Below are 21,423 nucleotides of genomic sequence, written 5' to 3'. Positions count from 1 at the left end.
CAAGGATCGTCGCGCAGAAATGAACACCCAACCCCGCAGCCTGGCCGCTACCCTCTTCCCGATCGGCCTGCTGCTCATCGCCATGGCATCGATACAGTCCGGCGCCTCACTGGCCAAAAGCATGTTCCCCCTCATCGGCGCGCAAGGCACCACCACCCTGCGCCTGATCTTCGCCAGCATCATCATGCTGCTTATCCTGCGCCCTTGGCGTGTGCGCGTGACCCGCAATACCCTGCGCAACGTCATCATCTACGGCATGGCGCTGGGCGGCATGAACTTCCTCTTCTATATGGCCCTGCAAACGGTACCGATCGGCATTGCCGTGGCACTGGAATTCACCGGCCCGCTGGCCGTGGCAATCTTCTCCTCGCGCCGGCCGATCGACTTCCTGTGGATTGCCCTGGCCATCGTCGGCCTGCTGCTGTTGCTGCCGGCCGGCCATGGCGGGCAGGCTCTCGACCCGGTCGGCGCTGCCTATGCCCTGGGCGCGGGCGTATGCTGGGCGCTGTACATCCTGTTCGGGCAGCGTGCCGGGGCCGAGCATGGTATCCAGAGTGCCGCACTGGGCGTAGTGGTGGCCGCGCTGTTCGTTGCCCCCATCGGTATCGCCCACGCCGGCAGCGCATTGCTCACACCCGCCCTGATCCCCATGGCGCTGGGCGTCGCGGTGCTGTCAACCGCCCTGCCCTACAGCCTGGAAATGGTTGCCCTCACGCGCATCCCGGCACGCACTTTCGGCACCCTCATGAGTATCGAGCCAGCATTCGGCGCATTGTCCGGCCTGCTGTTCCTGGGCGAGGTACTGACGATTACCCAGTGGCTGGCTATTCTCGCGATCATCACCGCGTCGGTCGGCACCACCCTGTCCATGCGCAAGGAACCCAGCCCGGTCGTCGCTACCGACTGATATGAGAAATATTTTCATTTGAGACAGGATTAGTGATTGTAGCGACCTGTCTCGCTGATTAAGCTGTCACAGAATCATCATCTTCACGCTATCTACTGGACCGAACACGGACGCTGGGGATATTTCAGGAAGAACCAAAGCGATAACGACGGGACCAGACAGCTGATCCGCCCCGCATCATAAGGACAGGAATGAAACGTATTTTGCTGATCCTGGCCATCTTGGCTATTGCTGGATGTGCCGCCACGGCCAAGACTGAGGTCAAAAGGGGCAAGAAGGGCCTGCATATCAATTGCTCCGGCCTGTCTTCCTCGTGGGACAACTGCTACAGCAAGGCCGCGAGCTCCTGCAGCACGCGCGGCTACCGGATCATAGCCCGCTCGGGCGATAGCGATGAAGAACCAGGTGACTACCTGTTTGGCATCAACCCGGCGGGTTATACCAGCCGCAGCATGATCGTCATCTGCAAGTAAAACAAAGGGCAGCTCGCAAGCTGCCCTTTTCGTTTGCCTCACAAGGGCGCGGTACGCGCCTCCAGCCAGGCCAGCGCGTCCCCCTTGAGCAACGGCGCCAGACGCTCGCGTACCCTGGCGTGATAGCCATTCAACCAGTCCAGTTCTTCCCTGGTCAGCAACTCGGGCACCAGACAGCGGGTATCGATCGGGCATAGCGTCAGGGTCTCGAAGTTCAGGAAGTCGCCGAAGGCGCTCTTGCCGACCTCGCGGTTGACCACCAGGTTCTCGATGCGCACACCCCACTGTCCTGGACGGTACGTACCCGGCTCGATCGAGCTGATCATGCCCACCTGCATCGCGGTCTGCGGCGTGGGCGCCGCCTGGTAGGCAATTACCTGCGGCCCCTCGTGCACATTCATGAAGTAGCCCACGCCATGCCCGGTGCCATGTCCGTAATCCACCTGGTCAGCCCAGATCGGTGCCCGGGCAATGGCGTCGAGCAACGGCGATAGCACGCCTCGCGGGAAGGTGGCCCGCGACAAGGCGATCATGCCTTTGAGCACGCGTGTGCAATCCTGCCTCTGTGCAAGGCTCGGGTTGCCCACGGGCACCATGCGCGTGATGTCGGTGGTGCCCCCCAGGTACTGCCCGCCCGAATCGATCAGCAGCAGACCATCGCCCTCGATGACCGCGTGCGACTGTTCCGTGGCGCGGTAATGCGGCATCGCGCCATTGCCGTTGAAGGCGGCAATGGTCGAGAAGCTCAACGACACGAATCCCGGGCGGCGGGCACGGGCGGCACTCAACTGCTCGTCGACCGTCAGCTCGGTAACCAGCTCACGACCAAGGTTGGCCTCTAACCAGGCGAAGAATTCGCACAGGGCCGCGCCATCCTGCTCCATCACCTGCCGGATGTGCACCAGGTCCTCATCACCCTTGCACGACTTGCTCAAGGTGCTGGGGTTGAGCCCCTCGACCAGCTCCACCTCGGCCGGCAGGTTATCCAGCAGGCCGCAGGTCACCCGGGCCGGGTCGACCAGCAATCGGCTCCCGGCCGGCATGGCGGCGAGGGCCTTGCCTGCTTCGGCGTAGTCACGCACTTCGATACCGTCGGCCGCCAGCACCTGGCGTAGATGTTCGTCGAGCTTGTCCTGGCCGACGAACAGGATGGCCTGCTGCTGGCTGATCAGGGCAAAGGCCACGAACACCGGATTGTAGGAAACATCGCTACCGCGCAGGTTGAACAGCCAGGCGATGTCATCCAGGGTGGCGATGAAATGCCAGTCGGCCCCCTTGGCCTGCACGCTCTGGCGCAACTGCGCCAGTTTTTCCGCACGGCTCACCGTGGCGTGCGGCGGCAAATGCTGATACACCGGGTTGCCTGGCAGCGCCGGGCGCCCTTCCCAGACCTGGCCCAGCAGATCCTTGTCAGTCACCAGTCGCGCCCCGCGCGCCTTCAGCCGATCGCTCAGTTGGCGCGCCGAAGCCAGCGCCATGACCGCACCATCTACTGCCACGCTGCCGTTGGGCTCGACGTGATCGCCCAGCCACTCCAGCGCACCAGGCTTGCCCGGCAGCAGTTTCATCAGCTCGATGCCACTGCCCGCCAGCTCGTGTTCCGCCTGTTCCCAGTAGCGGCTATCGACCCACACCCCGGCAAAGCCAGCCGTGACCACCAGCGTGCCGACCGAGCCATGGAAACCAGAAAGCCACTGGCGCCCTTGCCAGTAACCAGGCAGATATTCGGAAAGATGGGGGTCGGCCGAAGGTACCAGCAAGGCATCGATGCCTTCTGCGGCCATGGCCTGGCGAACCAGCGCCAAACGCTGCGGCACGCTTTGCCCAAGGGTGGTCTGAACGTTCATGCGCTCTCCTGCGGCTACATCACGGTTTATCCAGTGTGCCGATAATGGAACAGCCGCCGAAGCCCTGCAATCTTGGCGACCGACACACGGCATGCATTGCCCGTGACGCCCTGCGCATACTGGACATTTCCTACAGACGGGCCAGAACCACCGATCAAGTTCCGCTGAACTTCCACAAAGCACCGGCTTCACACTGAGTACATTCATTGCACACAGGCAAATGACCATGCCCAACGCCTGCGCCCCTAAAAGCGGCGTGGTGCTGCTCGACACCCGCGCGCACACCCCCGACCACGAGCATGCCGTGCACCTGAAGCTTGCCGACGGCCTGGCCCGCCTTCTGGGCTGCCCGCACGTGCAACCCAGCCAGCCACCAAGCGCCACCGACGGCTACTATTACCTGCCCACCGAAACCCTGGTCGATCCCGAACGCCATGCCGCCCTCGGCATCTGCAGCGAACAGGACCTTTTCGGTGGCCTGGTCGCACACCCCTACATGGCGACCAAGGCGATTTCCCACCCGCTGCCGGCCGGGGCCAGTTTCCCGCCGGGCTGGACCGATGCCTTCGCACGGCAAGCCTGCGATGCCCTGCTGCGCGGCTACACCGTATTCAGCAAGGCCGATGCACGGACCGCCGCACAGCTGTTACTGACGGACGGCCCGTTGCGAATCAAGCCGGTACTGGCCTGCGCAGGCCGTGGGCAACAGGTCATAACCACGGCGGATGAGCTGGAACCGCTGCTGGCCGGCATGGATGACCAGGACCTTGCGCTATGGGGGTTGGTGCTCGAGGAAGACCTGAGCGAAGTGCAAACATTCAGCGTTGGCCAGGTACGTGTCGCCGGCCTGACCTGCAGCTATCACGGCACCCAGCAACTTACCCGCGACCATCAGGGCACGGAAGTGTATGGCGGCTCCGACCTGGTAGTGGTACGCGGTGACTACCAGGCACTGCTGCAACTGCCGCTGGACGAGCCGCTGCGCCTGGCCATCAACCAGGCGATGGCCTACGAACAAGCCGCCGAGCAGCACTTCCCCGGCTTCATCGCCTCGCGGCGCAACTACGACATTGCCCGCGGCGTGAACCCACAGGGCCACCTGCGCAGCGGCGTACTCGAGCAATCCTGGCGCCTGGGCGGTGCCAGCAGTGCCGAACTGCTGGCCTTGCAGGCGTTCGCCGACGACCCGGCATTGCAACGGGTACGTACCTCCACCCATGAAGTGTTCGGCACCCCCGAACTCCCCACTGACGCCACCCTCTTTTACCAAGGAAACGACAGTGAACTCGGACAACTCAGCAAATTTGCGCGGATTCGCGAACATGACCATTCAGAGTGAAACCGTTGAACTGCAGGTCGAGGATGACAGCATCGTCGGCACCCTGGTCAGCCCCGGCAGCAAGATGCCGGGCATCCTCTTCGTCCACGGCTGGGGTGGCAGCCAGCAACGCGACCTGGCCCGCGCCCGGCATATCACCGGGCTGGGCTGCGTGTGCATGACCTTCGACCTGCGCGGCCACGAAAAAACCGAAAGCCAACGGCTGACGGTAACCCGCGAACAGAACCTGACCGACCTGCTGGTGGCCTACGACCGGCTGGTAAGCCACCCGGCCGTCGACACCAGTGCCATCGCCATCATCGGCAGCAGCTATGGCGGCTACCTGGCCACCTTGCTGACCCGTGAGCGGCCGGTCAAATGGCTGGCCCTCAGGGTACCCGCAATGTACTGGGACGACGAATGGAACCTCCCCAAGCAAACCCTCGACCGGCAACGGCTGAACGCCTATCGCCAGCGCCTGCTCGGCCCGGCAGACAACCGCGCACTGGCAGCCTGTGCCGAGTTCGGTGGCGATGTACTGCTGGTCGAGTCCGAGCAGGACGACTACGTGCCGCACAGCACCTTGATGAGCTACCGCTCGGCATTCGTCAGCGCCCATTCGCTCACCCACCGCATCGTCGACGGCGCCGACCACGCGTTGTCCAGCGAAGAGAGCCAGAAAGCCTACAGTTCGATCCTGGCGGCATGGGTCAGCGAAATGGTCATTGGCGCCCGCCTGGATCGCTACCCGCACTACGCGCCCTGGTATGCCTGAGGCTCGCCCACCTGGCAATGCAGGCCGCCATCGGCACCGCGCACCAGGCTGCGCAGGGTCTGGTAGGCAGCAAAGTTGACCCCACGCGCCTGGTACTGGCCAAGCAGGTCGAGAAAAGGTTCCCCGACGAAATATACGGCCGCCGCTGCCCACGCCTGGCGGGACTGCCATTGCAGGTACTGCAGCACCCGGCTGCCATCGTCGCTGGCCTGAATACTGACGCCCTGCAGCCCTTCGCAACGCGCGGCCAGCTCTTCGCTGCGCGCCACCAGCGCTTGGGCCAACGCCTGCTGGAACTTGCCAGGCACTTCATATTCGATCATCTGGGTAAACCACAGGGCATGGGATGTTGCCGTCATGAACGGTCTCCTGGTGACGGACGCCTACAGCGCGATGCCGAGCAGGGTAAAACCTCAAGTTATGTCAAGGTCAAGCGGTTTTCCGCACCGGGAACGCCCCGCGTCCTAACCCGATACCGCGAAGCGCCGCCGGTAATCACTCGGGGTCAGGCCGGTTATGCGCTGAAACACCTTGCGAAACGCACCCGGGTCCTGGTAACCGACGCCCCAGGCGATCTGCTCGACATTGCGCCGGGTGAACTCCAGCAAGCGGCACGCGCGCCCCACCCTCACCTGCTGGCAGTACTCGGTTGGCCGTAGCCCCGTGGCAGCACGAAAACGCCGCAGGAAGGTGCGTTCCTCCAGCCCCGCGCACGCAGCCATGCTGGCCAGATCGGCATCCTGCCCACCGTTGCCCTGCAACCAGTGCTGCACTTTCAGTACCGCCTCATCGCCATGGTCCAGGCGTGGATTGAACACTGCACCAGGCAGCGGCGCCGCGACCGGGTCGACCGCCAGGTAGCGGGCAGTTTCCCGCGCCACCGTCGCGCCCATGAAGCGCTCCAGCAAGCGCAAGCCCAGGTCGGTCCAGGCCATCAGCCCCGCCGAGGTGACGATGTCGCCATCGTCCAGCAACGGCTGCTGGGCCTCGACCCGCACCTTGGGAAAACGCTGGGCAAGCGAATGCACGTAGTTCCAGTGGGTACAGGCCGGGCGCCCGTCGAGCAGACCACTGGCGGCGATGAAGAACACCCCGATGCACACCGATGCCAGCACCGTGCCGTGCCCGTGCAACTGGCACAACGACGCGCGATGGTGCTCAAGCAGCTCACCCTGTGGTGCCGACTCCAGGCTTGGCGGAATGATCAGCACCCGCAGATCGGCCGCGGCGGCAGGTGGGCTCTCAGGGGCAAGCTGCAACCGCCCTGCCTCGTCTGCCTGCCAAAAGCTGATACGCACCGATGGCAACTCGACAGCACCCAGTTCGGCAACCACCCGGTTGGCTACCAGAAAAAGGTCGGCCAGCCCATGCACGGCAGCACGCTGCGCGCCGGGGTACAGCAGCAGGCCGATGTCCAGGCTGGCGGGGTTGTCAGTTTTTGCCTGCATAGTGTCGTTCGCGCCAATCCTCAGGTCAGTGCACACAGCCTATAACTTACGTCATCCAACGACTACTGCCACAGGAGGCAGCATGAGCAAGCAGGCGCTGATCATCATCGACATCCAGAACGACTACTTCCCCGGCGGCAAATGGACCCTCGATGGTGCCGAGCAGGCGGCCGACAATGCTGCCCGCCTGTTGGTGGCGGCGCGTCAACGGGGCGACCTGGTGGTGCATGTGCGGCATGAGTTCGACAGCGCCGATGCGCCGTTCTTCGCGCCAGGTTCGCAGGGCGCGGCGATCCATGCCAAGGTAGAGCCTCGGGCCGATGAGCCGGTGGTGCTCAAGCACAAGGTCAACGCCTTCCTCGGTACCGACCTTGAGCACACGCTGGACCGGCATGGCGTCGAGGCCCTGACCATCGTCGGCAGCATGAGCCACATGTGCATCGACGCCGCCACCCGGGCCGCGGCCGACCTGGGTTATGACGTGACCGTGGCGCACGACGCCTGTGCCACGCTGCCACTAGAGTTCGATGGCAAGCGGGTGCCGGCGGCGCAGGTGCATGATTCGGTGATGGCGGCGTTGGCGTTTGCCTATGCCAAGGTGGTCAGGACCGATGAGTTGCTGAATAGCTGATCAGGCTTGCTCAGCACCTGTGGGAGCGGGCGTGCCCGCGAATCAGGCGACGCGGAGGATGGCACCGCCTCCGCTGGTGTTCGCGGGCATGCCCGCTCCCACAGGTGATGCAGCCCTGCGCGCTCTTAGATCACCACATTGCGCACAAACCGCACCGCAACCGCCCCATCGTTGCGGTAGGCATACCGGCAGTTGCTGGGAAACACATGGAACTGCCCGACCTGCAGGCGATGCTCGACCCCTTCGATGATCAGCGTCAGTTGCCCTTGCGCCACATAGATCTGCTCGCTCCAGCCTTCGGCATCAGCCTCGCTGGAATAGCACTCGCCCGGTGCCAGGGTCCATTCCCATAGTTCCACCTCGCGCCGCGCCACGCTGCTGCCCAACAGCACCGCCCGACTCTGCGGGTGCTCGCCGGCCCAGGCCAACTCTTCGATGCGCCCGGGGTCGCGCTGGTCAGGTGCCTGGATCAGGGTACTGAAAGCCACGCCCAAGGCCTCGGCAATCAGGTCGAGAGTAGTCAGGCTGACATTCTTCTCGCCCGCCTCGATCGCCACCAGCATGCGCCGGCTGACCCCGGAACGCTCCGCCAACGCCGTCTGGCTCATACCCGCGGCGTTGCGCAGGCTGCGTACATTGAGGCTGACATGTTGCAGCACCGATGCCCGGTGCGAGGAATCTTTGTGCACTATATTGCTCACTGGTCGGTATTGCGCAGTATACTGCCCACTTTGCGGCGATTGTGCGCCGCCCCCTCCGAGTGCGCAAGACCATGAGCCAGCCCAGCAGCAAACCGACCCCCGCCATTACCTTTCGCCTGAGCAAGGCCGAACTAGTGCTGGTATTCATCACCATGCTGTGGGGCGGCACCTTCCTGCTGGTACACAACGTGATGAGCGTCAGCGGCCCGATGTTCTTCGTCGGTCTGCGCTTCGCTGCAGCCGCGCTGTTCGTCGGGGTGGTCTCGGCGCGGGCGCTGCCAGGGCTGACCTTCACCGAACTGAAGGCCGGCATGCTAATCGGGGTGTCGATCATGCTCGGCTACGGCCTGCAGACCATGGGCCTGCAAACCATCAGCAGCAGCCAGTCGGCGTTCATCACCGCGCTGTACGTGCCGTTCGTGCCGCTGCTGCAATGGCTGGTGCTGGGCCGGCGCCCCGGCCTGATGCCCAGCATCGGTATCGGCCTGGCGTTCATCGGCCTGATGCTGCTGGCCGGTCCGGAGGGTGGCAGCCTGCACTTCAGCGAAGGCGAGCTGGTAACCCTGGTCAGCGCCGTGGCCATTGCCGGCGAAATCATCCTGATCAGCCGCTACGCCGGGCAGGTCGATGTGCGCCGGGTCACCGTGGTGCAGCTGGCGACCGCCTCGCTGCTGGCGTTCCTGATGATCGTGCCGACCCAGGAGCGCATACCCGATTTTTCCTGGCTGCTGCTGACCAGTGCCGTGGGCCTGGGCGCCATGAGCGCGGTGATCCAGGTAGCCATGAACTGGGCGCAGAAGTCGGTCTCGCCCACCCGCGCCACCCTCATCTATGCCGGCGAACCGGTATGGGCCGGGATCGTCGGGCGCATCGCCGGTGAGCGCCTGCCGGGCGTGGCACTGCTCGGCGGCCTGCTGATCGTGATCGCGGTGGTGGTAAGCGAACTCAAGGTGCGCCGCCCGCGCGAGGTGGCCGAAGCACAGGAAGTGCAGGATGAAGGCGAACGCCAGGCTGGCCTGTAAAGCCGCCAACTGCGTCTATGCTTTGTAAGAATCTGTTATAAAAAAACAGCTTGTCACAGCCTGTTTGTAGGATTCTGCGACAGCTTGCGTGTTGGTGATCAACCCCTCGGCACGTATGATTCTTTGCAAACTTCTCCAGAATAGAACGCTATGTCATTGATAGTGCTATTGCTTCTGCCGTTCGTGGGCAGTTGCCTGGCAGCCGTGCTGCCGCACAACGCACGTAACGCGGAGTCCATTCTCGCCGGGCTCGTGGCCCTGGTCGGCACTGTCCAGGTAGCACTGCTGTACCCTCAGGTTGCCCACGGTGGCGTGATTCGCGAAGAGTTCCTCTGGCTGCCCAGCCTTGGGTTGAACCTTGTGCTGCGCATGGACGGCTTCGCCTGGCTGTTCTCGCTGCTGGTGCTGGGCATCGGTACGCTGGTGTCGCTGTACGCCCGCTATTACATGTCACCACAAGACCCGGTGCCGCGCTTCTTCGCTTTCTTCCTCGCCTTCATGGGCGCCATGCTCGGCCTGGTGATCTCCGGCAACCTGATCCAGCTGGTGTTCTTCTGGGAACTCACCAGCCTGTTCTCGTTCCTGCTGATCGGCTACTGGCACCACCGTGCCGACGCCCGCCGCGGCGCCTACATGGCGCTGATGGTCACGGGCGCGGGCGGCTTGTGCCTGCTGGTGGGTGCCCTGCTGCTCGGCCATGTGGTCGGCAGCTACGATCTGGACAAGGTCCTGGCTGCCGGCAACACCATTCGCCAGCATGCGCTGTACCCGGTGCTGCTGCCGCTGATTCTCATCGGCGCCCTGAGCAAGAGCGCACAGTTCCCCTTCCAGTTCTGGCTGCCCCATGCCATGGCAGCGCCCACCCCGGTATCGGCTTATCTGCACTCGGCGACCATGGTCAAGGCCGGGGTGTTCCTGCTGGCGCGCCTGTGGCCGGTGCTGTCGGGCAGCGAAGAGTGGTTCTGGATCGTCGGCGGTGCCGGCGCCCTCACCCTGCTGCTCGGCGCCTTCGCCGCCATGTTCCAGAACGACCTCAAGGGCCTGCTGGCGTACTCGACCATCAGCCACCTGGGCCTGATTACCCTGCTGCTGGGCCTGAACAGCCCGCTGGCCGCGGTCGCGGCGGTGTTCCACATTCTCAACCACGCCACCTTCAAGGCCTCGTTGTTCATGGCCGCCGGCATCATCGACCACGAAAGCGGTACCCGTGACATCCGCCGCCTCAGCGGGTTGATACGCCTGGTGCCATATACCGCCACCCTGGCCATGGTGGCCAGCGCCTCGATGGCCGGCGTGCCGTTGATGAACGGTTTCCTGTCCAAGGAAATGTTCTTCGCCGAAACGGTGTTCATCAGCTCCACTGCCTGGGTCGAGGCCACGTTGCCGGTGGTCGCCACCCTGGCCGGCACCTTCAGCGTGGCTTATGCCCTGCGCTTCACCGTCGATGTGTTCTTCGGCCCCACTGCACAGGACCTCCCGCACACACCACACGAACCGCCACGCTGGATGCGTGCGCCGGTCGAATTGCTGGTGCTTACCTGCCTGGTGGTAGGCATCTTCCCTGCCCAGTCGGTCGGCCCGCTGCTGGCCGCCGCCGCCCTGCCTGTGGTGGGCGGCACCCTACCGGAATACAGCCTGGCCATCTGGCATGGCTGGAACGCGCCGCTGATCATGAGCCTGGTGGCCATGAGCGGCGGTATCGTGCTTTACCTGCTGCTGCGCAAGCAGCTGCGCCTTGGCCGCTTCCCCTACCCACCGGTGATCGAGCGTTTCAACGGCAAGCGCCTGTTCGAACACGGCCAGGTGCAGTTGATGCTGCTGGCGCGGCGCATCGAGCGCCTGCTCACCAGCCGCCGCCTGCAATCGCAGCTGTTCATGCTGGTGCTCGCCGCCTTCCTCGCCGGCCTCACCCCCATGCTCTACAGTGGCCTGAGCTGGGGCGACCGGCCGAAGATTCCAGGTTCTGGCGTGTTTGTCGCGCTTTGGCTGATCGCCATCGCCTGCGCCATCGGCGCTGCCTACCAGGCCAAGTATCACCGTTTGGCGGCGTTGATCATGGTCAGCGTCTGCGGCCTGATGACCTGCATCACCTTCGTCTGGTTCTCCGCGCCCGATCTGGCCCTGACACAGCTGGTAGTGGAAGTGGTCACCACCGTGCTGATCCTGCTCGGCCTGCGCTGGCTGCCGCGGCGAATCGAAGGCGTATCGCCGCTGCCGGGCAGCCTCGAGCGTGCGCGCATGCGTCGCCTGCGCGACCTGCTGCTGGCGGTGCTGGTAGGTGGCGGTATGGCCGTGCTGTCCTACGCCATGCTGACCCGGCCGACGCCGAACGACATTTCCTCGTTCTACCTGAGCCGGGCACTCCCCCAGGGCGGTGGCACCAACGTCGTCAATGTCATGCTGGTCGACTTCCGTGGCTTCGATACCCTCGGTGAAATCACCGTACTGGTGGCTGTGGCGCTGACCGTGTTCGCCCTGCTGCGGCGCTTCCGCCCGCCCAAGGAAAGCATGCAACTGCCGGCGCAACAGCGTCAGCTGGCACCCGACGTGGTCACCGACCTGATCAACCCACGGCATGCCACCGACACCGCCCTGGGCTTCATGATGGTGCCCGCGGTGCTGGTGCGCTTGCTGCTGCCGATCGCCCTGCTGGTGTCGATGTACCTGTTCATGCGTGGCCACAACCAGCCCGGTGGCGGCTTTGTTGCGGGCCTGGTGATGTCGGTGGCGTTCATTCTGCAGTACATGGTGGCCGGCACCCAGTGGGTCGAGGCGCAGATGAGCCTGCGCCCGCTGCGCTGGATGGGCACCGGGCTGCTGTGCGCAACCCTGACCGGCGCGGGCGCCATGCTGCTGGGCTACCCGTTCCTCACCACCCATACCGCCCACCTGCACCTGCCGTTGCTCGGCGATGTGCACGTGGCCAGCGCGCTGTTCTTCGATGTCGGGGTGTTCACCGTGGTGGTCGGCTCGACCCTGCTGATCCTTACCGCCCTGGCGCACCAGTCGGTGCGCGCCTACCGCCCGGGTAACCCGGCGAAAACCAGCCAAGCAGGAGCCGCCTGATGGAAGAAGTGATTGCAGTTGCCATCGGCGTGCTGGCCGCTTCGGGAGTGTGGCTTATCCTGCGCCCGCGAACCTACCAGGTGATCATGGGCCTCTGCCTGCTGTCGTACGGGGTCAACCTGTTCATCTTCAGCATGGGCAGCCTGTTCATCGGCAAGGAACCGATCATCAAGGACGGCGTGCCCCAGGACCTGCTGCACTACACCGACCCGCTGCCTCAGGCCCTGGTGCTCACCGCCATCGTCATCAGCTTCGCCATGACCGCGCTGTTCCTGGTGGTGTTGCTGGCCTCGCGCGGCCTGACCGGTACCGACCACGTGGATGGCCGGGAGCGTGACGAATGAGTGGCATGAGCCAATTGATCATCGCGCCCATCCTGCTGCCCTTGGTTACAGCGGCATTGATGTTGTTGCTGGGCGAGAAACACCGGCGGACAAAGGCCCGGCTGAACCTGCTTTCGACCTTCGCCGGCCTGGCCATCGCAGTCAGCCTGCTGCTGTGGGTGCGCAGCCAGGGCCAGGCGGAATCGATCGGTGTCTACCTGCCCGGCAACTGGCCGGCACCGTTCGGCATCGTGCTGGTGGTAGACCACCTGTCGGCCCTGCTGCTGACCCTCACCGGCATCATCGGTTTCAGTGCCCTGCTGTTTGCCCGCGCTCGCTGGGACGGTGCCGGGGCCAGCTTCCACGCACTGTTCCAGATCCAGCTGATGGGCCTGTACGGCGCCTTCCTCACCGCCGACCTGTTCAACCTGTTCGTGTTCTTCGAGGTGCTGCTGGCCGCTTCCTATGGCCTGCTGCTGCATGGCTCGGGCCGCGCCCGGGTGCGTGCCGGCCTGCACTACATTGCCATCAACCTGTTCGCCTCGTCGCTGTTCCTGATCGGCGCCGCGATGCTGTATGGCGTGACCGGCACCCTGAACATGGCCGACCTGGCGTTGAAGATTCCGTTGGTGCCGGAGGCCGACCGTGGCCTGCTGCACGCTGGCGCGGCGATCCTGGCCATGGCCTTCCTGGTCAAGGCCGGCATCTGGCCGCTGAACTTCTGGCTGGTACCGGCCTATGCCTCGGCCAGCGCGCCGGTGGCGGCGCTGTTCGCCATCATGACCAAGGTCGGCCTGTATGCCGTGCTGCGCCTGTGGACTCTGCTGTTCTCAGGGCAGGCCGGGGCCTCGGCGCACTTCGGTGGTGAATGGCTGGTGTACGGTGGCCTGGTCACCCTGGCGGTGGCGGCAGTGTCGATCATGGCCGCGCAGCGCCTGGAGCGCATGGCCGCCCTCAGCATCCTGGTTTCAGCCGGCACCCTGCTCGGCGCCGTCGGTTTTGCGCAATCGGCGCTGACCGGCGCGGCGTTGTTCTATCTGGTCAATTCGACCCTGGCGCTGTGCGCGCTATTCCTGCTCGCCGAACTGGTCGAACGTTCGCGCTCGGCCAACGAAGCACCGCTGGACGACGAAGAAGACGCCATGCCGCCACCACTGGAATCACTGCACCCGCCCAAGGGCATCAACCTCGACGATGAACAGAAGGTGGTGATCGGCCAGATCATCCCGTGGACCATGGCCTTCCTCGGCCTCAGCTTCATCGCCTGCGCCCTGTTGATCATCGGCATGCCGCCGCTGTCGGGCTTTGTCGGAAAGCTCAACCTGATCAGCGCGCTGTTCAACCCGCAAGGGCTGGGCGTGCCTGCCGAGCAGCCGCTGGGCATGGCGGGTTGGGGCCTGGTGGCATTGCTGGTCCTGTCTGGTATGGCCTCGCTGATCGCCTTCGGCCGCGTCGGCATCCAACGCTTCTGGAAGCCTGAAGAGCGCCCGTCGCCGGTGCTGCGCCGCTATGAATGCCTGCCCATCGTCATCCTGCTCGGCCTGTGCTTCATCCTCAGCTTCAGGGCCGAGCCGCTGCTGCGCTACACCCAGGACACCGCCGCCAGCCTGCAGGCCCCCGACACCTATATCGAAGCCGTGATGGCCGCCCGGCCGATTCCTGGCCCCACCTCGCTCGACGTACAGGTGCAGCCATGAATCGACTGTTCCCCGCACCGCTGTTATCGGTTTCGCTGTTCGGCCTGTGGCTGTTGCTGAACCTATCGGTCAGCCCCGGCAACCTGCTGCTGGCAGCCGCGCTCGGCGTGCTGGCGCCGCTGCTGATGGCACCGCTGCGCCCGCAGCATGCCCATGTGCGGCGCCCACTGGCCATCGCCCGGCTGATTGGCCGGGTCGGCATCGATGTGATCATGTCCAACCTGATGGTTGCCCGTGGCGTGCTGCGCGCCGGCAAGCAGCCGCCACGCTCGGCGTTCGTGCACATCCCGCTGGCCCTGCGCGACCCGCATGGCCTGGCGGCGTTGTCGATGATTACCACGGTAGTGCCCGGCACGGTCTGGTCCGAGCTGGCGCTGGACCGCACCGTGTTGCTGCTGCATGTGTTCGACCTGGACGATGAGGCGGCTTTCATCCAGCACTTCAAGGACACCTACGAACGCCCGCTGATGGAGATTTTCCAATGACAGGCCTGCTCGCCAATGCTGTCCTCGCCAGCCTGTTCATCTTCGCCCTGGCCATGGCCCTGGCACTAATCCGGCTGTTCCGCGGCCCGTCCGCCCAGGACCGGGTGCTGGCGCTGGACTACCTGTACATCCTGGCCATGCTGACCATGCTGGTACTTGGAATCCGTTATGCCAGTGACACCTACTTCGAAGGTGCCCTGCTGATTGCGCTATTCGGTTTCGTTGGCTCGTTTGCCCTGGCCAAGTTCCTGCTACGCGGTGAGGTTATCGAATGACTGAAACCCTGCAACTCCCGTTCTGGCTGGAGCTGGTCACCGCCGCGCTGCTGCTGACCGGCAGCCTTTTCGCCCTTATCGGTGCCGTGGGCCTGTTGCGGCTGAAGGACTACTTCCAGCGGATGCACCCGCCGGCACTGGCTTCGACCATTGGTGCCTGGTGCGTGGCACTGGCTTCGATCATCTATTTTTCCTGGCTCAAGGAAGCCCCGGTGCTGCACGCCTGGCTGATTCCGATCCTGCTGTCGATCACCGTGCCGGTGACCACACTGTTGCTGGCCCGGGCGGCGCTGTTCCGCAAGCGCATGGCGAAAGAGCCGGTCCCTGAAGAAGTCAGCAGCGGCCGTGATCGAGGCAACTGACAGGTCGCCGCCTCACCCTTGGGCAAGGCGCTGCAACTCGCGCCGGACCATGGCCGCATAAGGCGGCCGGCCGAGGCGGTATAATTCCCCTGCCACCCAGTTCAACCAGGCGCCTTGCAGTTCTTCGCGCCTGGCCAGCAAACGCTCGGCCTCGGCCACGGCATCCGCCTGGTGCTGCCGATGGAACTCGGCACGCGTGGCAGGCGCGTCGTCACTGTGGGTCATTCACTGGCCTTGAAGGTGGTCAGCTCACCCTTGCGCCATTTGGCAACCTTACCGGTCACCGCCTTGAGCAACTTGCCCAGGCCTTCCTGCACTTGTTGCTGTGCGGCGAATACCAGCATCACACCGTGGCCTTCACGGAACACGATGCCCTCGCCTTCAGGCACCGACACGAAGGCATAGTCGCCCACGCCATATACGTTCAACTTGATTTCGCGAAAGCGCATTTCCAGTTTGCCGCCTTCCCGGCTGGGCAGCACGGCGGCGCGAAAGTGGTCGCCGACCTTCAGTTCCAAACGCTGCTTGTCATCGACGACCAATGCGCTTTCGGTGTCGATTTCGGCCATGTACAGGCCTTCGGGACTCTGTTCCGTAACATAGACAAAGCGGCCCTGGAACAGCTGGGCCAATTTACCGCGCAAGTCGCCCAAGGCGAACAACGCATGGGTATCAAGAGTGCTGACTGCCAATGAAGTAATCCTCAACCGGTTACAACCCGCCCTCACCCAAAGCTCGGTGAGGCACGGCCATTTCTTATCGATAGGCGAAAAGAGTAATAAAGCGATATGCGAAATGTCTGCGCCCGCTGGCGATGCAGCGTGCGGGAATCTTTACCCTGGCTTGCCAGATCTGGCCTCAAATACAGGCTTTCGGCATATTCCCGATTCGGGAAGCGCAATGTCTGACAGCAAAACCGCCAGAAAAAATGCGACAGGCAATGCCAGAGCGCACGTAAGAACGGGCCCTGCAATCCATCAGCGCATTACTGGGGAAAGAATATGCACGAAAACACCGAAATTCGTCGAGAGGCAAAGTACATTTCTTACAAGCGAACGCCCTGAACAACACCCCGTTCGCTTGCCGGCAGCACTCACGGCGATCAGGCAGCCAGGCCCTTCTTCAACTGCTGCCAGGCCGCCTGGCACTCCAAGGCCTCTTCACGGGTGGCAAATGCGGTACCACGGCGTTCGCCATTGACCAGCACCACCCAGCAGACGCGTTTACCCAGTGCACGCAGTGTGGCGGGCACACCCGAACCAATCATCACGGCTACATCGACCCGGCTATTCATCATTCCCTCCGGAATTTAATTAGCACCCTAACGATAAAGTGATGATACGCCTGCTTATGGCGCGGAAACAGCGCATCCCGGTACAGCAGTGTTACGTGCAGGGCAACAAAACCGCCGCCGGTAAGAAACGCAAAAAGCCCCAGGGATCGCTCCGTGGGGCTTGGCACACCGCGCGGGGTTACACTTGGCGCTGGTGGCGATCGAGCTGCTCGTGGCGCTCCTGGGCTTCGATGCAGTACTTGGTGGTCGGGCTGATCAGCAGACGCTTCAGGCCGATTGGTTCACCGCTGTCATCGCACCAGCCGAAGCTTTCGTCGGCAATACGGTCCAGGGCCATTTCCAGCTGCGGCAGCAGGCGCTGGTCGCGGTCGATGGCGTTCACCAGCCAGCTACGCTCTTCTTCGACCGAAGCCACGTCGGCAGGATCCGACGGGGTGTCCAGGCCTTCGATGGTGGCACGGCTCAGCTCGATGCGTTCATGGGTTTCGACTTTCATCGCCTGCAGCAGGCCAGCGAAGAAAGCCAGCTGGTCAGCGTTCATGTAGTCATCGGCCGACATGGCCAGCAACTGTTCCTTGGTCATCGATTTCTCTATGAAAAAATGTGCATTTGGGCGATTCGGGTGCCGCCGACGCCTCGGCATCGGCAGCAGAATTCTTCAAGCGCCAACCGGCACTCTTTTACAGGGGGCGGCAGTCTAAGGCGCCACGTCGCGTGGAGCAACTGCAATTGGGTGCGAATTTGCTTCCGGTGCCCACATTCCGCCAGTCGGCGCCCTCTGCTCTGGCTCTGGCTCTGGCTCTGGCTCTGGCTCTGGCTCTGGCTCTGGCTCTGGCTCTGGCTCTGGCTCTTGATCTTGATCTTGATCTTGATCTTGATCTTGATCTTGATCTTGATCTTGATCTTGATCTTGATCTTGATCTTGATCTTGATCTTGATCTTGATCTTGATCTTCGCGACTTCAGGAGGCCGAGCAGAGGTTTTGCGGAGGGAGGTGACGGGCATGGATGCCCGTCAAGCGCTGAGGCCCCATGGATGGGGCCTGCAGCGCGTCCTCCCGGGAGCAAGACCGGCGCGAGGGAACCCCGTAGCGTAGCGGAGGGGCCGGATGATGGGAGCGCAGCGTTTTTTGGTTACTTTTTGTCGCGTTTGACAAAAAGTGACTCGCCGTAAGGGCGAAAAGGTGAGTAAGCGTCGCCATCGTAAATGGACTATGCGCGAGATCAAGACCAGTACGTTTCCGCTCTTCGCTCTTCGCTCTTCGCTCTTCGCTCTTCGCCTTCAAGCGTGGGCATCAACAACAAGGTCAACATTCATTTTCGAAGGTGGCGCTTAATCACCTTTCCGCCCTTACGGCGGGTCACTTTTTGTCAAACGCGACAAAAAGTAACCAAAAAACGCTGGCTCCTATCATCCGGCCCCTACGCTGCGCTCCGGGGTCCCCTCGCTACGGGCCTGCTCCCGGGAGTACGCGCTGCAGGCCCCATCCATGGGGCCTCAGCGCTTGACGGGCATCCATGCCCGTCACCTCCCTCCGCAGTCCCTTCGCTCGGCCTCCTGAAGTCGCAATCGGCGGCGCCTGAGCTACCGTGCGCTTAGAAGCAAAAGCAAAAGCAAAAGCAACGGCAACGGCAACGGCAACGGCAACGGCAACGGCAACGGCAATGCCGATTCCAATCAGCGGTCCTTGAACTGCGCCTCGCGCTTGGCAATGAACGCAGCCATCCCCTCTTTCTGGTCTTCGGTAGCAAACGCCGCATGGAACACCCGCCGCTCGAAGCGCACACCTTCGCTGAGGGTGACTTCGAACGCACGGTTGACGCTCTCCTTGACCATCATGCTCACCGGAATCGACTTGCTGGCAATGGTCGCGGCCACCTTCAGCGCCTCTTCCACCAGCTCAGCCTGCGGCACGATACGCGCCACCAACCCGGCACGCTCCGCTTCCTCAGCCCCCATCAGGCGACCGGTCAGGCAAAGTTCCATGGCCTTGGCCTTGCCCACCGCACGGGTCAGGCGCTGGGTGCCGCCCATGCCCGGCAGCACGCCAAGGTTGATTTCCGGCTGGCCAAACTTGGCATTGTCCGCCGCCAAGATGAAGTCACACATCATCGCCAGCTCGCAGCCGCCGCCCAGGGCAAAACCGGACACCGCGGCAATGATCGGCTTGCGCCGGTTGGCAATGCGGTCGGAATCGCTGAACAGGTCGTCAACGTAGATTTGCGGGTATTGCAGCTCGGCCATTTCCTTGATGTCGGCACCAGCGGCAAAGGCCTTGGCGGAACCGGTCAGCACCACGCAGCCGATGTTCGGATCGCGCTCGAGCTGGTCCAGGGCCTGGTTGATCTCGCCGACGATCTGCGCGTTCAGCGCGTTCAGCGCCTGCGGGCGGTTGAGGGTAATCAGGCCGACCTTGCCGTGGATATCCAACAGGATAGTTTCGAATGCCATGCAGTCTGCTCCTTCAAAGATTGCGCGCAATGACCATGCGCTGAATGTCGCTGGTGCCTTCGTAGATCTGGCAAACCCGAACGTCGCGGTAGATCCGCTCCAGCGGGAAGTCGCTCAGATAGCCATAACCGCCCAGGGTCTGCAAGGCATCCGAACAGACCTTTTCGGCCATTTCCGAGGCAAATAGCTTGGCCATCGACGCTTCCACCAGCGCCGGGCGCCCGGCATCGCGCAGCGCGGCAGCGTGCAGCACCATCTGCCGGGCCACGGCAATCTTCGTCGCCATGTCGGCCAGGCGGAAGGCCACCGCCTGGTGCTCGATCAGCGCCTTGCCGAAGCTCTGCCGCTCGTTGGCGTAGTCACGCGCCACTTCGAACGCCGCGCGGGCCATGCCCACCGCCTGCGAGGCGATGCCGATACGGCCGCCTTCGAGGTTGGCCAGGGCGATCTTGTAGCCCTCCCCTTCGGCGCCCAGGCGGTTGGCCACCGGCACGCGCACATTGTCGAAAACGATCTGGCAGGTGTCGGAGGCGTGCTGGCCGAGCTTGTCCTCAACCCGCGCCACCTGGTAGCCCGGCGAATCGGTGGGCACGATGAAAGCAGTGATCCCGCGTTTGCCGGCGTCCGGGTCGGTCACGGCAAACACGATCACCACCCCGGCGTTCTGCCCGGAGGTGATGAACTGCTTGCTGCCATTGAGCACGTAGTGGTCGCCATCCAGACGTGCCCGGGTCTTCAGGCTGCTGGCGTCGGAGCCTGCCTGCGGTTCGGTCAGGGCGAAGGCGCCGAGCATCGCACCGCTGGCCAACGGGGTGAGGAACTGTTCTTTCTGCTGCTCGCTGCCAAAACGCAGGATCGGCACACAGCCCACCGAGTTGTGCACGCTCATGATGGTCGAGCAGGCGCCGTCACCGGCGGCGATTTCCTCCAGGGCCATGGCATAGGCCACGTAGCCGGTGTCGCTGCCGCCCCACTGCTCCGGCACCAGCATGCCGAACAGGCCCAGCTCGGCCATCTCGTCGATGGCCTCCTTGGGGAAGCGGTGTTCCTTGTCCCATTGCTCGGCAAACGGTTTCAGGCGCTCCTGAGCAAAGGCGCGTACCGCGTCGGCGATCTGTTGTTGCTCGTCAGTTACCAGCATGATTCACCTCAGTACAGGCATTCGACAGCCATGGCCGTGGCCTCGCCACCGCCAATGCAGATGGCCGCCACGCCACGGCGCAGGTTGTTCTGGCGCAGGGCCGACAGCAGGGTCACCAGGATGCGCGCGCCGGAAGCGCCGATCGGGTGGCCGAGGGCGCAGGCGCCGCCATGGATATTGACCTTGTCGTGCGGCAGGTCGAGGTGCTTCATGGCCGCCAGGGTGACCACGGCGAAAGCCTCGTTGATCTCGAACAGGTCGACCTCGGCCAGGTTCCAGCCAGTGCGTTTCATCAGCTTGTCGATGGCACCGATCGGCGCGGTCGGGAACAGTGCCGGGGTGTCGGCAAAGGCGGCGTGGCCGTGGATCACCGCCAGCGGCTTGAGGCCGCGCTTGTCGGCTTCGGAGCGGCGCATCAGCACCAGCGCCGCAGCACCGTCGGAAATCGAGCTGGAGTTGGCGGCGGTCACCGTGCCGCCTTCGCGGAAGGCCGGCTTGAGCTGCGGGATCTTGTCCAGGCGCGCCTTGGGCGGTTGTTCGTCGTCCTTGATGACGCGCTTCTCCTTGCCCTCGGTAACCTCGACCGGCACGATCTCGGCAGCAAAGCGACCACTCTTGATAGCGTCCTGGGCGCGGGTCAGCGAGGCGATGGCGAACTGGTCCTGGGCTTCGCGGCTGAAGGCATTGGCCTGGGCACAGTCTTCGGCAAAGGTGCCCATCAGGCGGCCCTTGTCGTAGGCGTCTTCCAGGCCGTCCATGAACATGTGGTCGATGATTCTGCCGTGGCCCATGCGGTAGCCGCCACGGGCCTTGTCCAGCAGGTACGGGGCGTTGGTCATGCTTTCCATGCCACCGGCCACCACCACATCGGCAGTGCCGGCCAGCAGCAGGTCATGGGCCATGATCGCCGCCTGCATGCCCGAACCGCACATCTTGTTCAGGGTGGTGCAGGTGGTGTGCTTGTCCAGCCCGGCGCCCAGCGCGGCCTGGCGCGCCGGTGCCTGGCCTTGGCCTGCCGGCAGCACGCAGCCGAACAGCACCTGCTCGACACTGGCAGCATCGATGCCAGCACGCTCCACGGCACCACGGATGGCGGCGCTGCCCAGCTGCGGCGCGGTCAGGCTCTTGAGGTCGCCCTGCAGGCCGCCCATGGGCGTGCGCACGGCGCTGACGATAACGATCGGGTCATTGGCGAGGGTCATGTTCG

General features: G+C 63.8%; 24 protein-coding genes. 12 read left to right on the top strand and 12 right to left on the bottom strand.

Annotation, left to right across the window (positions count from 1 at the left end):
- Positions 1-19 precede the first annotated feature (19 nt).
- Together rhtA and QN085_RS08895 are read left to right on the top strand one after the other, a co-directional pair.
- Positions 20-907, top strand: coding sequence for a threonine/homoserine exporter RhtA (gene rhtA / locus QN085_RS08900; protein WP_023662800.1), 888 nt, complete (start codon positions 20-22; stop codon positions 905-907).
- A gap of 191 nt (positions 908-1,098) precedes the next feature.
- Positions 1,099-1,380 (top strand): hypothetical protein, encoded by a 282-nt coding sequence (locus tag QN085_RS08895; protein ID WP_013971849.1) that lies wholly within the window; start codon positions 1,099-1,101, stop codon positions 1,378-1,380.
- Between the two features lie 38 nt (positions 1,381-1,418).
- Here the strand turns inward: QN085_RS08895 and QN085_RS08890 are convergent, their stop codons facing one another.
- Positions 1,419-3,227, bottom strand: a complete 1,809-nt coding sequence (locus QN085_RS08890; RefSeq protein ID WP_023662799.1) for an aminopeptidase P family protein — start codon at positions 3,225-3,227, stop codon at positions 1,419-1,421.
- Positions 3,228-3,447: 220 nt separating this feature from the next.
- On the opposite strand from QN085_RS08890, the gene QN085_RS08885 reads away from it, so the two are divergent.
- Together QN085_RS08885 and QN085_RS08880 are read left to right on the top strand one after the other, a co-directional pair.
- A complete protein-coding gene (locus QN085_RS08885; RefSeq protein WP_041506166.1) occupies positions 3,448-4,566 on the top strand; it encodes a DUF3182 family protein in 1,119 nt (372 codons plus the stop codon).
- A complete protein-coding gene (locus tag QN085_RS08880; RefSeq protein WP_013971846.1) occupies positions 4,550-5,320 on the top strand; it encodes an alpha/beta hydrolase family protein in 771 nt (256 codons plus the stop codon). The genes QN085_RS08885 and QN085_RS08880 overlap by 17 nt, the downstream gene beginning before the upstream one ends.
- Here the strand turns inward: QN085_RS08880 and QN085_RS08875 are convergent.
- On the bottom strand, positions 5,299-5,679 hold the full coding sequence (locus QN085_RS08875; protein WP_013971845.1) for an antibiotic biosynthesis monooxygenase: 381 nt from the start codon (positions 5,677-5,679) through the stop codon (positions 5,299-5,301). The genes QN085_RS08880 and QN085_RS08875 overlap by 22 nt on opposite strands.
- Positions 5,680-5,784: 105 nt before the next feature.
- On the bottom strand, positions 5,785-6,768 hold the full coding sequence (locus QN085_RS08870; RefSeq protein WP_013971844.1) for a GlxA family transcriptional regulator: 984 nt from the start codon (positions 6,766-6,768) through the stop codon (positions 5,785-5,787).
- A gap of 82 nt (positions 6,769-6,850) precedes the next feature.
- Between QN085_RS08870 and QN085_RS08865 the strand changes: the two genes are divergently transcribed.
- On the top strand, positions 6,851-7,399 hold the full coding sequence (locus QN085_RS08865; RefSeq protein ID WP_013971843.1) for a cysteine hydrolase family protein: 549 nt from the start codon (positions 6,851-6,853) through the stop codon (positions 7,397-7,399).
- A gap of 125 nt (positions 7,400-7,524) precedes the next feature.
- On the opposite strand, the gene QN085_RS08860 is transcribed toward QN085_RS08865, so the two are convergent.
- Complete coding sequence (locus QN085_RS08860; RefSeq protein WP_015269662.1) at positions 7,525-8,088, bottom strand: helix-turn-helix domain-containing protein; 564 nt, start codon at positions 8,086-8,088, stop codon at positions 7,525-7,527.
- An 83-nt stretch (positions 8,089-8,171) separates the two neighbouring features.
- On the opposite strand from QN085_RS08860, the gene QN085_RS08855 reads away from it, so the two are divergent.
- From QN085_RS08855 to QN085_RS08825, 7 genes are all read left to right on the top strand, one after another.
- Positions 8,172-9,122 (top strand): DMT family transporter, encoded by a 951-nt coding sequence (locus tag QN085_RS08855; protein ID WP_023662797.1) that lies wholly within the window; start codon positions 8,172-8,174, stop codon positions 9,120-9,122.
- 150 nt (positions 9,123-9,272) lie between these two features.
- Positions 9,273-12,188 carry a monovalent cation/H+ antiporter subunit A gene (locus QN085_RS08850; RefSeq protein WP_015269660.1) on the top strand — a complete coding sequence of 972 codons (2,916 nt, stop codon included), beginning with the start codon at positions 9,273-9,275 and terminating at the stop codon, positions 12,186-12,188.
- Entirely contained in the window at positions 12,188-12,532 is a 345-nt protein-coding gene (locus QN085_RS08845) for a Na+/H+ antiporter subunit C (RefSeq protein WP_013971840.1), read from the top strand. Before QN085_RS08850 ends, QN085_RS08845 begins: the two co-directional genes overlap by 1 nt.
- Positions 12,529-14,208: a monovalent cation/H+ antiporter subunit D gene (locus tag QN085_RS08840; RefSeq protein ID WP_013971839.1), complete on the top strand. Its 1,680-nt coding sequence runs from the start codon at positions 12,529-12,531 to the stop codon at positions 14,206-14,208. Before QN085_RS08845 ends, QN085_RS08840 begins: the two co-directional genes overlap by 4 nt.
- Positions 14,205-14,693 (top strand): Na+/H+ antiporter subunit E, encoded by a 489-nt coding sequence (locus QN085_RS08835; RefSeq protein ID WP_024086605.1) that lies wholly within the window; start codon positions 14,205-14,207, stop codon positions 14,691-14,693. The genes QN085_RS08840 and QN085_RS08835 overlap by 4 nt, the downstream gene beginning before the upstream one ends.
- A complete protein-coding gene (locus tag QN085_RS08830; RefSeq protein ID WP_003259015.1) occupies positions 14,690-14,968 on the top strand; it encodes a K+/H+ antiporter subunit F in 279 nt (92 codons plus the stop codon). Before QN085_RS08835 ends, QN085_RS08830 begins: the two co-directional genes overlap by 4 nt.
- Positions 14,965-15,330 (top strand): Na+/H+ antiporter subunit G, encoded by a 366-nt coding sequence (locus QN085_RS08825; RefSeq protein WP_003259017.1) that lies wholly within the window; start codon positions 14,965-14,967, stop codon positions 15,328-15,330. The genes QN085_RS08830 and QN085_RS08825 overlap by 4 nt, the downstream gene beginning before the upstream one ends.
- A 12-nt stretch (positions 15,331-15,342) precedes the next feature.
- On the opposite strand, the gene QN085_RS08820 is transcribed toward QN085_RS08825, so the two are convergent.
- The 8 genes from QN085_RS08820 to QN085_RS08785 form a co-directional block, all read right to left on the bottom strand.
- Entirely contained in the window at positions 15,343-15,555 is a 213-nt protein-coding gene (locus tag QN085_RS08820) for a hypothetical protein (protein WP_013971837.1), read from the bottom strand.
- A complete protein-coding gene (locus QN085_RS08815) occupies positions 15,552-16,022 on the bottom strand; it encodes a hypothetical protein (protein WP_003259020.1) in 471 nt (156 codons plus the stop codon). The genes QN085_RS08820 and QN085_RS08815 overlap by 4 nt, the downstream gene beginning before the upstream one ends.
- A 410-nt stretch (positions 16,023-16,432) precedes the next feature.
- On the bottom strand, positions 16,433-16,624 hold the full coding sequence (locus QN085_RS08810; protein WP_024086603.1) for a hypothetical protein: 192 nt from the start codon (positions 16,622-16,624) through the stop codon (positions 16,433-16,435).
- Between the two features lie 178 nt (positions 16,625-16,802).
- Positions 16,803-17,207, bottom strand: a complete 405-nt coding sequence (locus QN085_RS08805; RefSeq protein WP_003259022.1) for a TraR/DksA family transcriptional regulator — start codon at positions 17,205-17,207, stop codon at positions 16,803-16,805.
- Between the two features lie 8 nt (positions 17,208-17,215).
- The gene (locus tag QN085_RS08800) at positions 17,216-17,629 is read right to left on the bottom strand and encodes a hypothetical protein (RefSeq protein ID WP_285690443.1); all 414 of its coding nucleotides are present in this window, start codon (positions 17,627-17,629) and stop codon (positions 17,216-17,218) included.
- A 672-nt stretch (positions 17,630-18,301) separates the two neighbouring features.
- A complete protein-coding gene (locus tag QN085_RS08795) occupies positions 18,302-19,075 on the bottom strand; it encodes an enoyl-CoA hydratase (protein WP_023662690.1) in 774 nt (257 codons plus the stop codon).
- Between the two features lie 13 nt (positions 19,076-19,088).
- A complete protein-coding gene (locus tag QN085_RS08790; protein WP_013971833.1) occupies positions 19,089-20,216 on the bottom strand; it encodes an acyl-CoA dehydrogenase in 1,128 nt (375 codons plus the stop codon).
- A gap of 8 nt (positions 20,217-20,224) precedes the next feature.
- Positions 20,225-21,418: an acetyl-CoA C-acyltransferase gene (locus QN085_RS08785; RefSeq protein WP_024086601.1), complete on the bottom strand. Its 1,194-nt coding sequence runs from the start codon at positions 21,416-21,418 to the stop codon at positions 20,225-20,227.
- Positions 21,419-21,423 lie beyond the last annotated feature (5 nt).

This window comes from Pseudomonas sp. M2(2023), assembly GCF_030263955.1.
Lineage (GTDB): Bacteria > Pseudomonadota > Gammaproteobacteria > Pseudomonadales > Pseudomonadaceae > Aquipseudomonas > Aquipseudomonas asiatica.
Note: the sequence above shows the minus strand (reverse complement) of the source record. Positions and strands in the feature narration are given on the sequence as shown.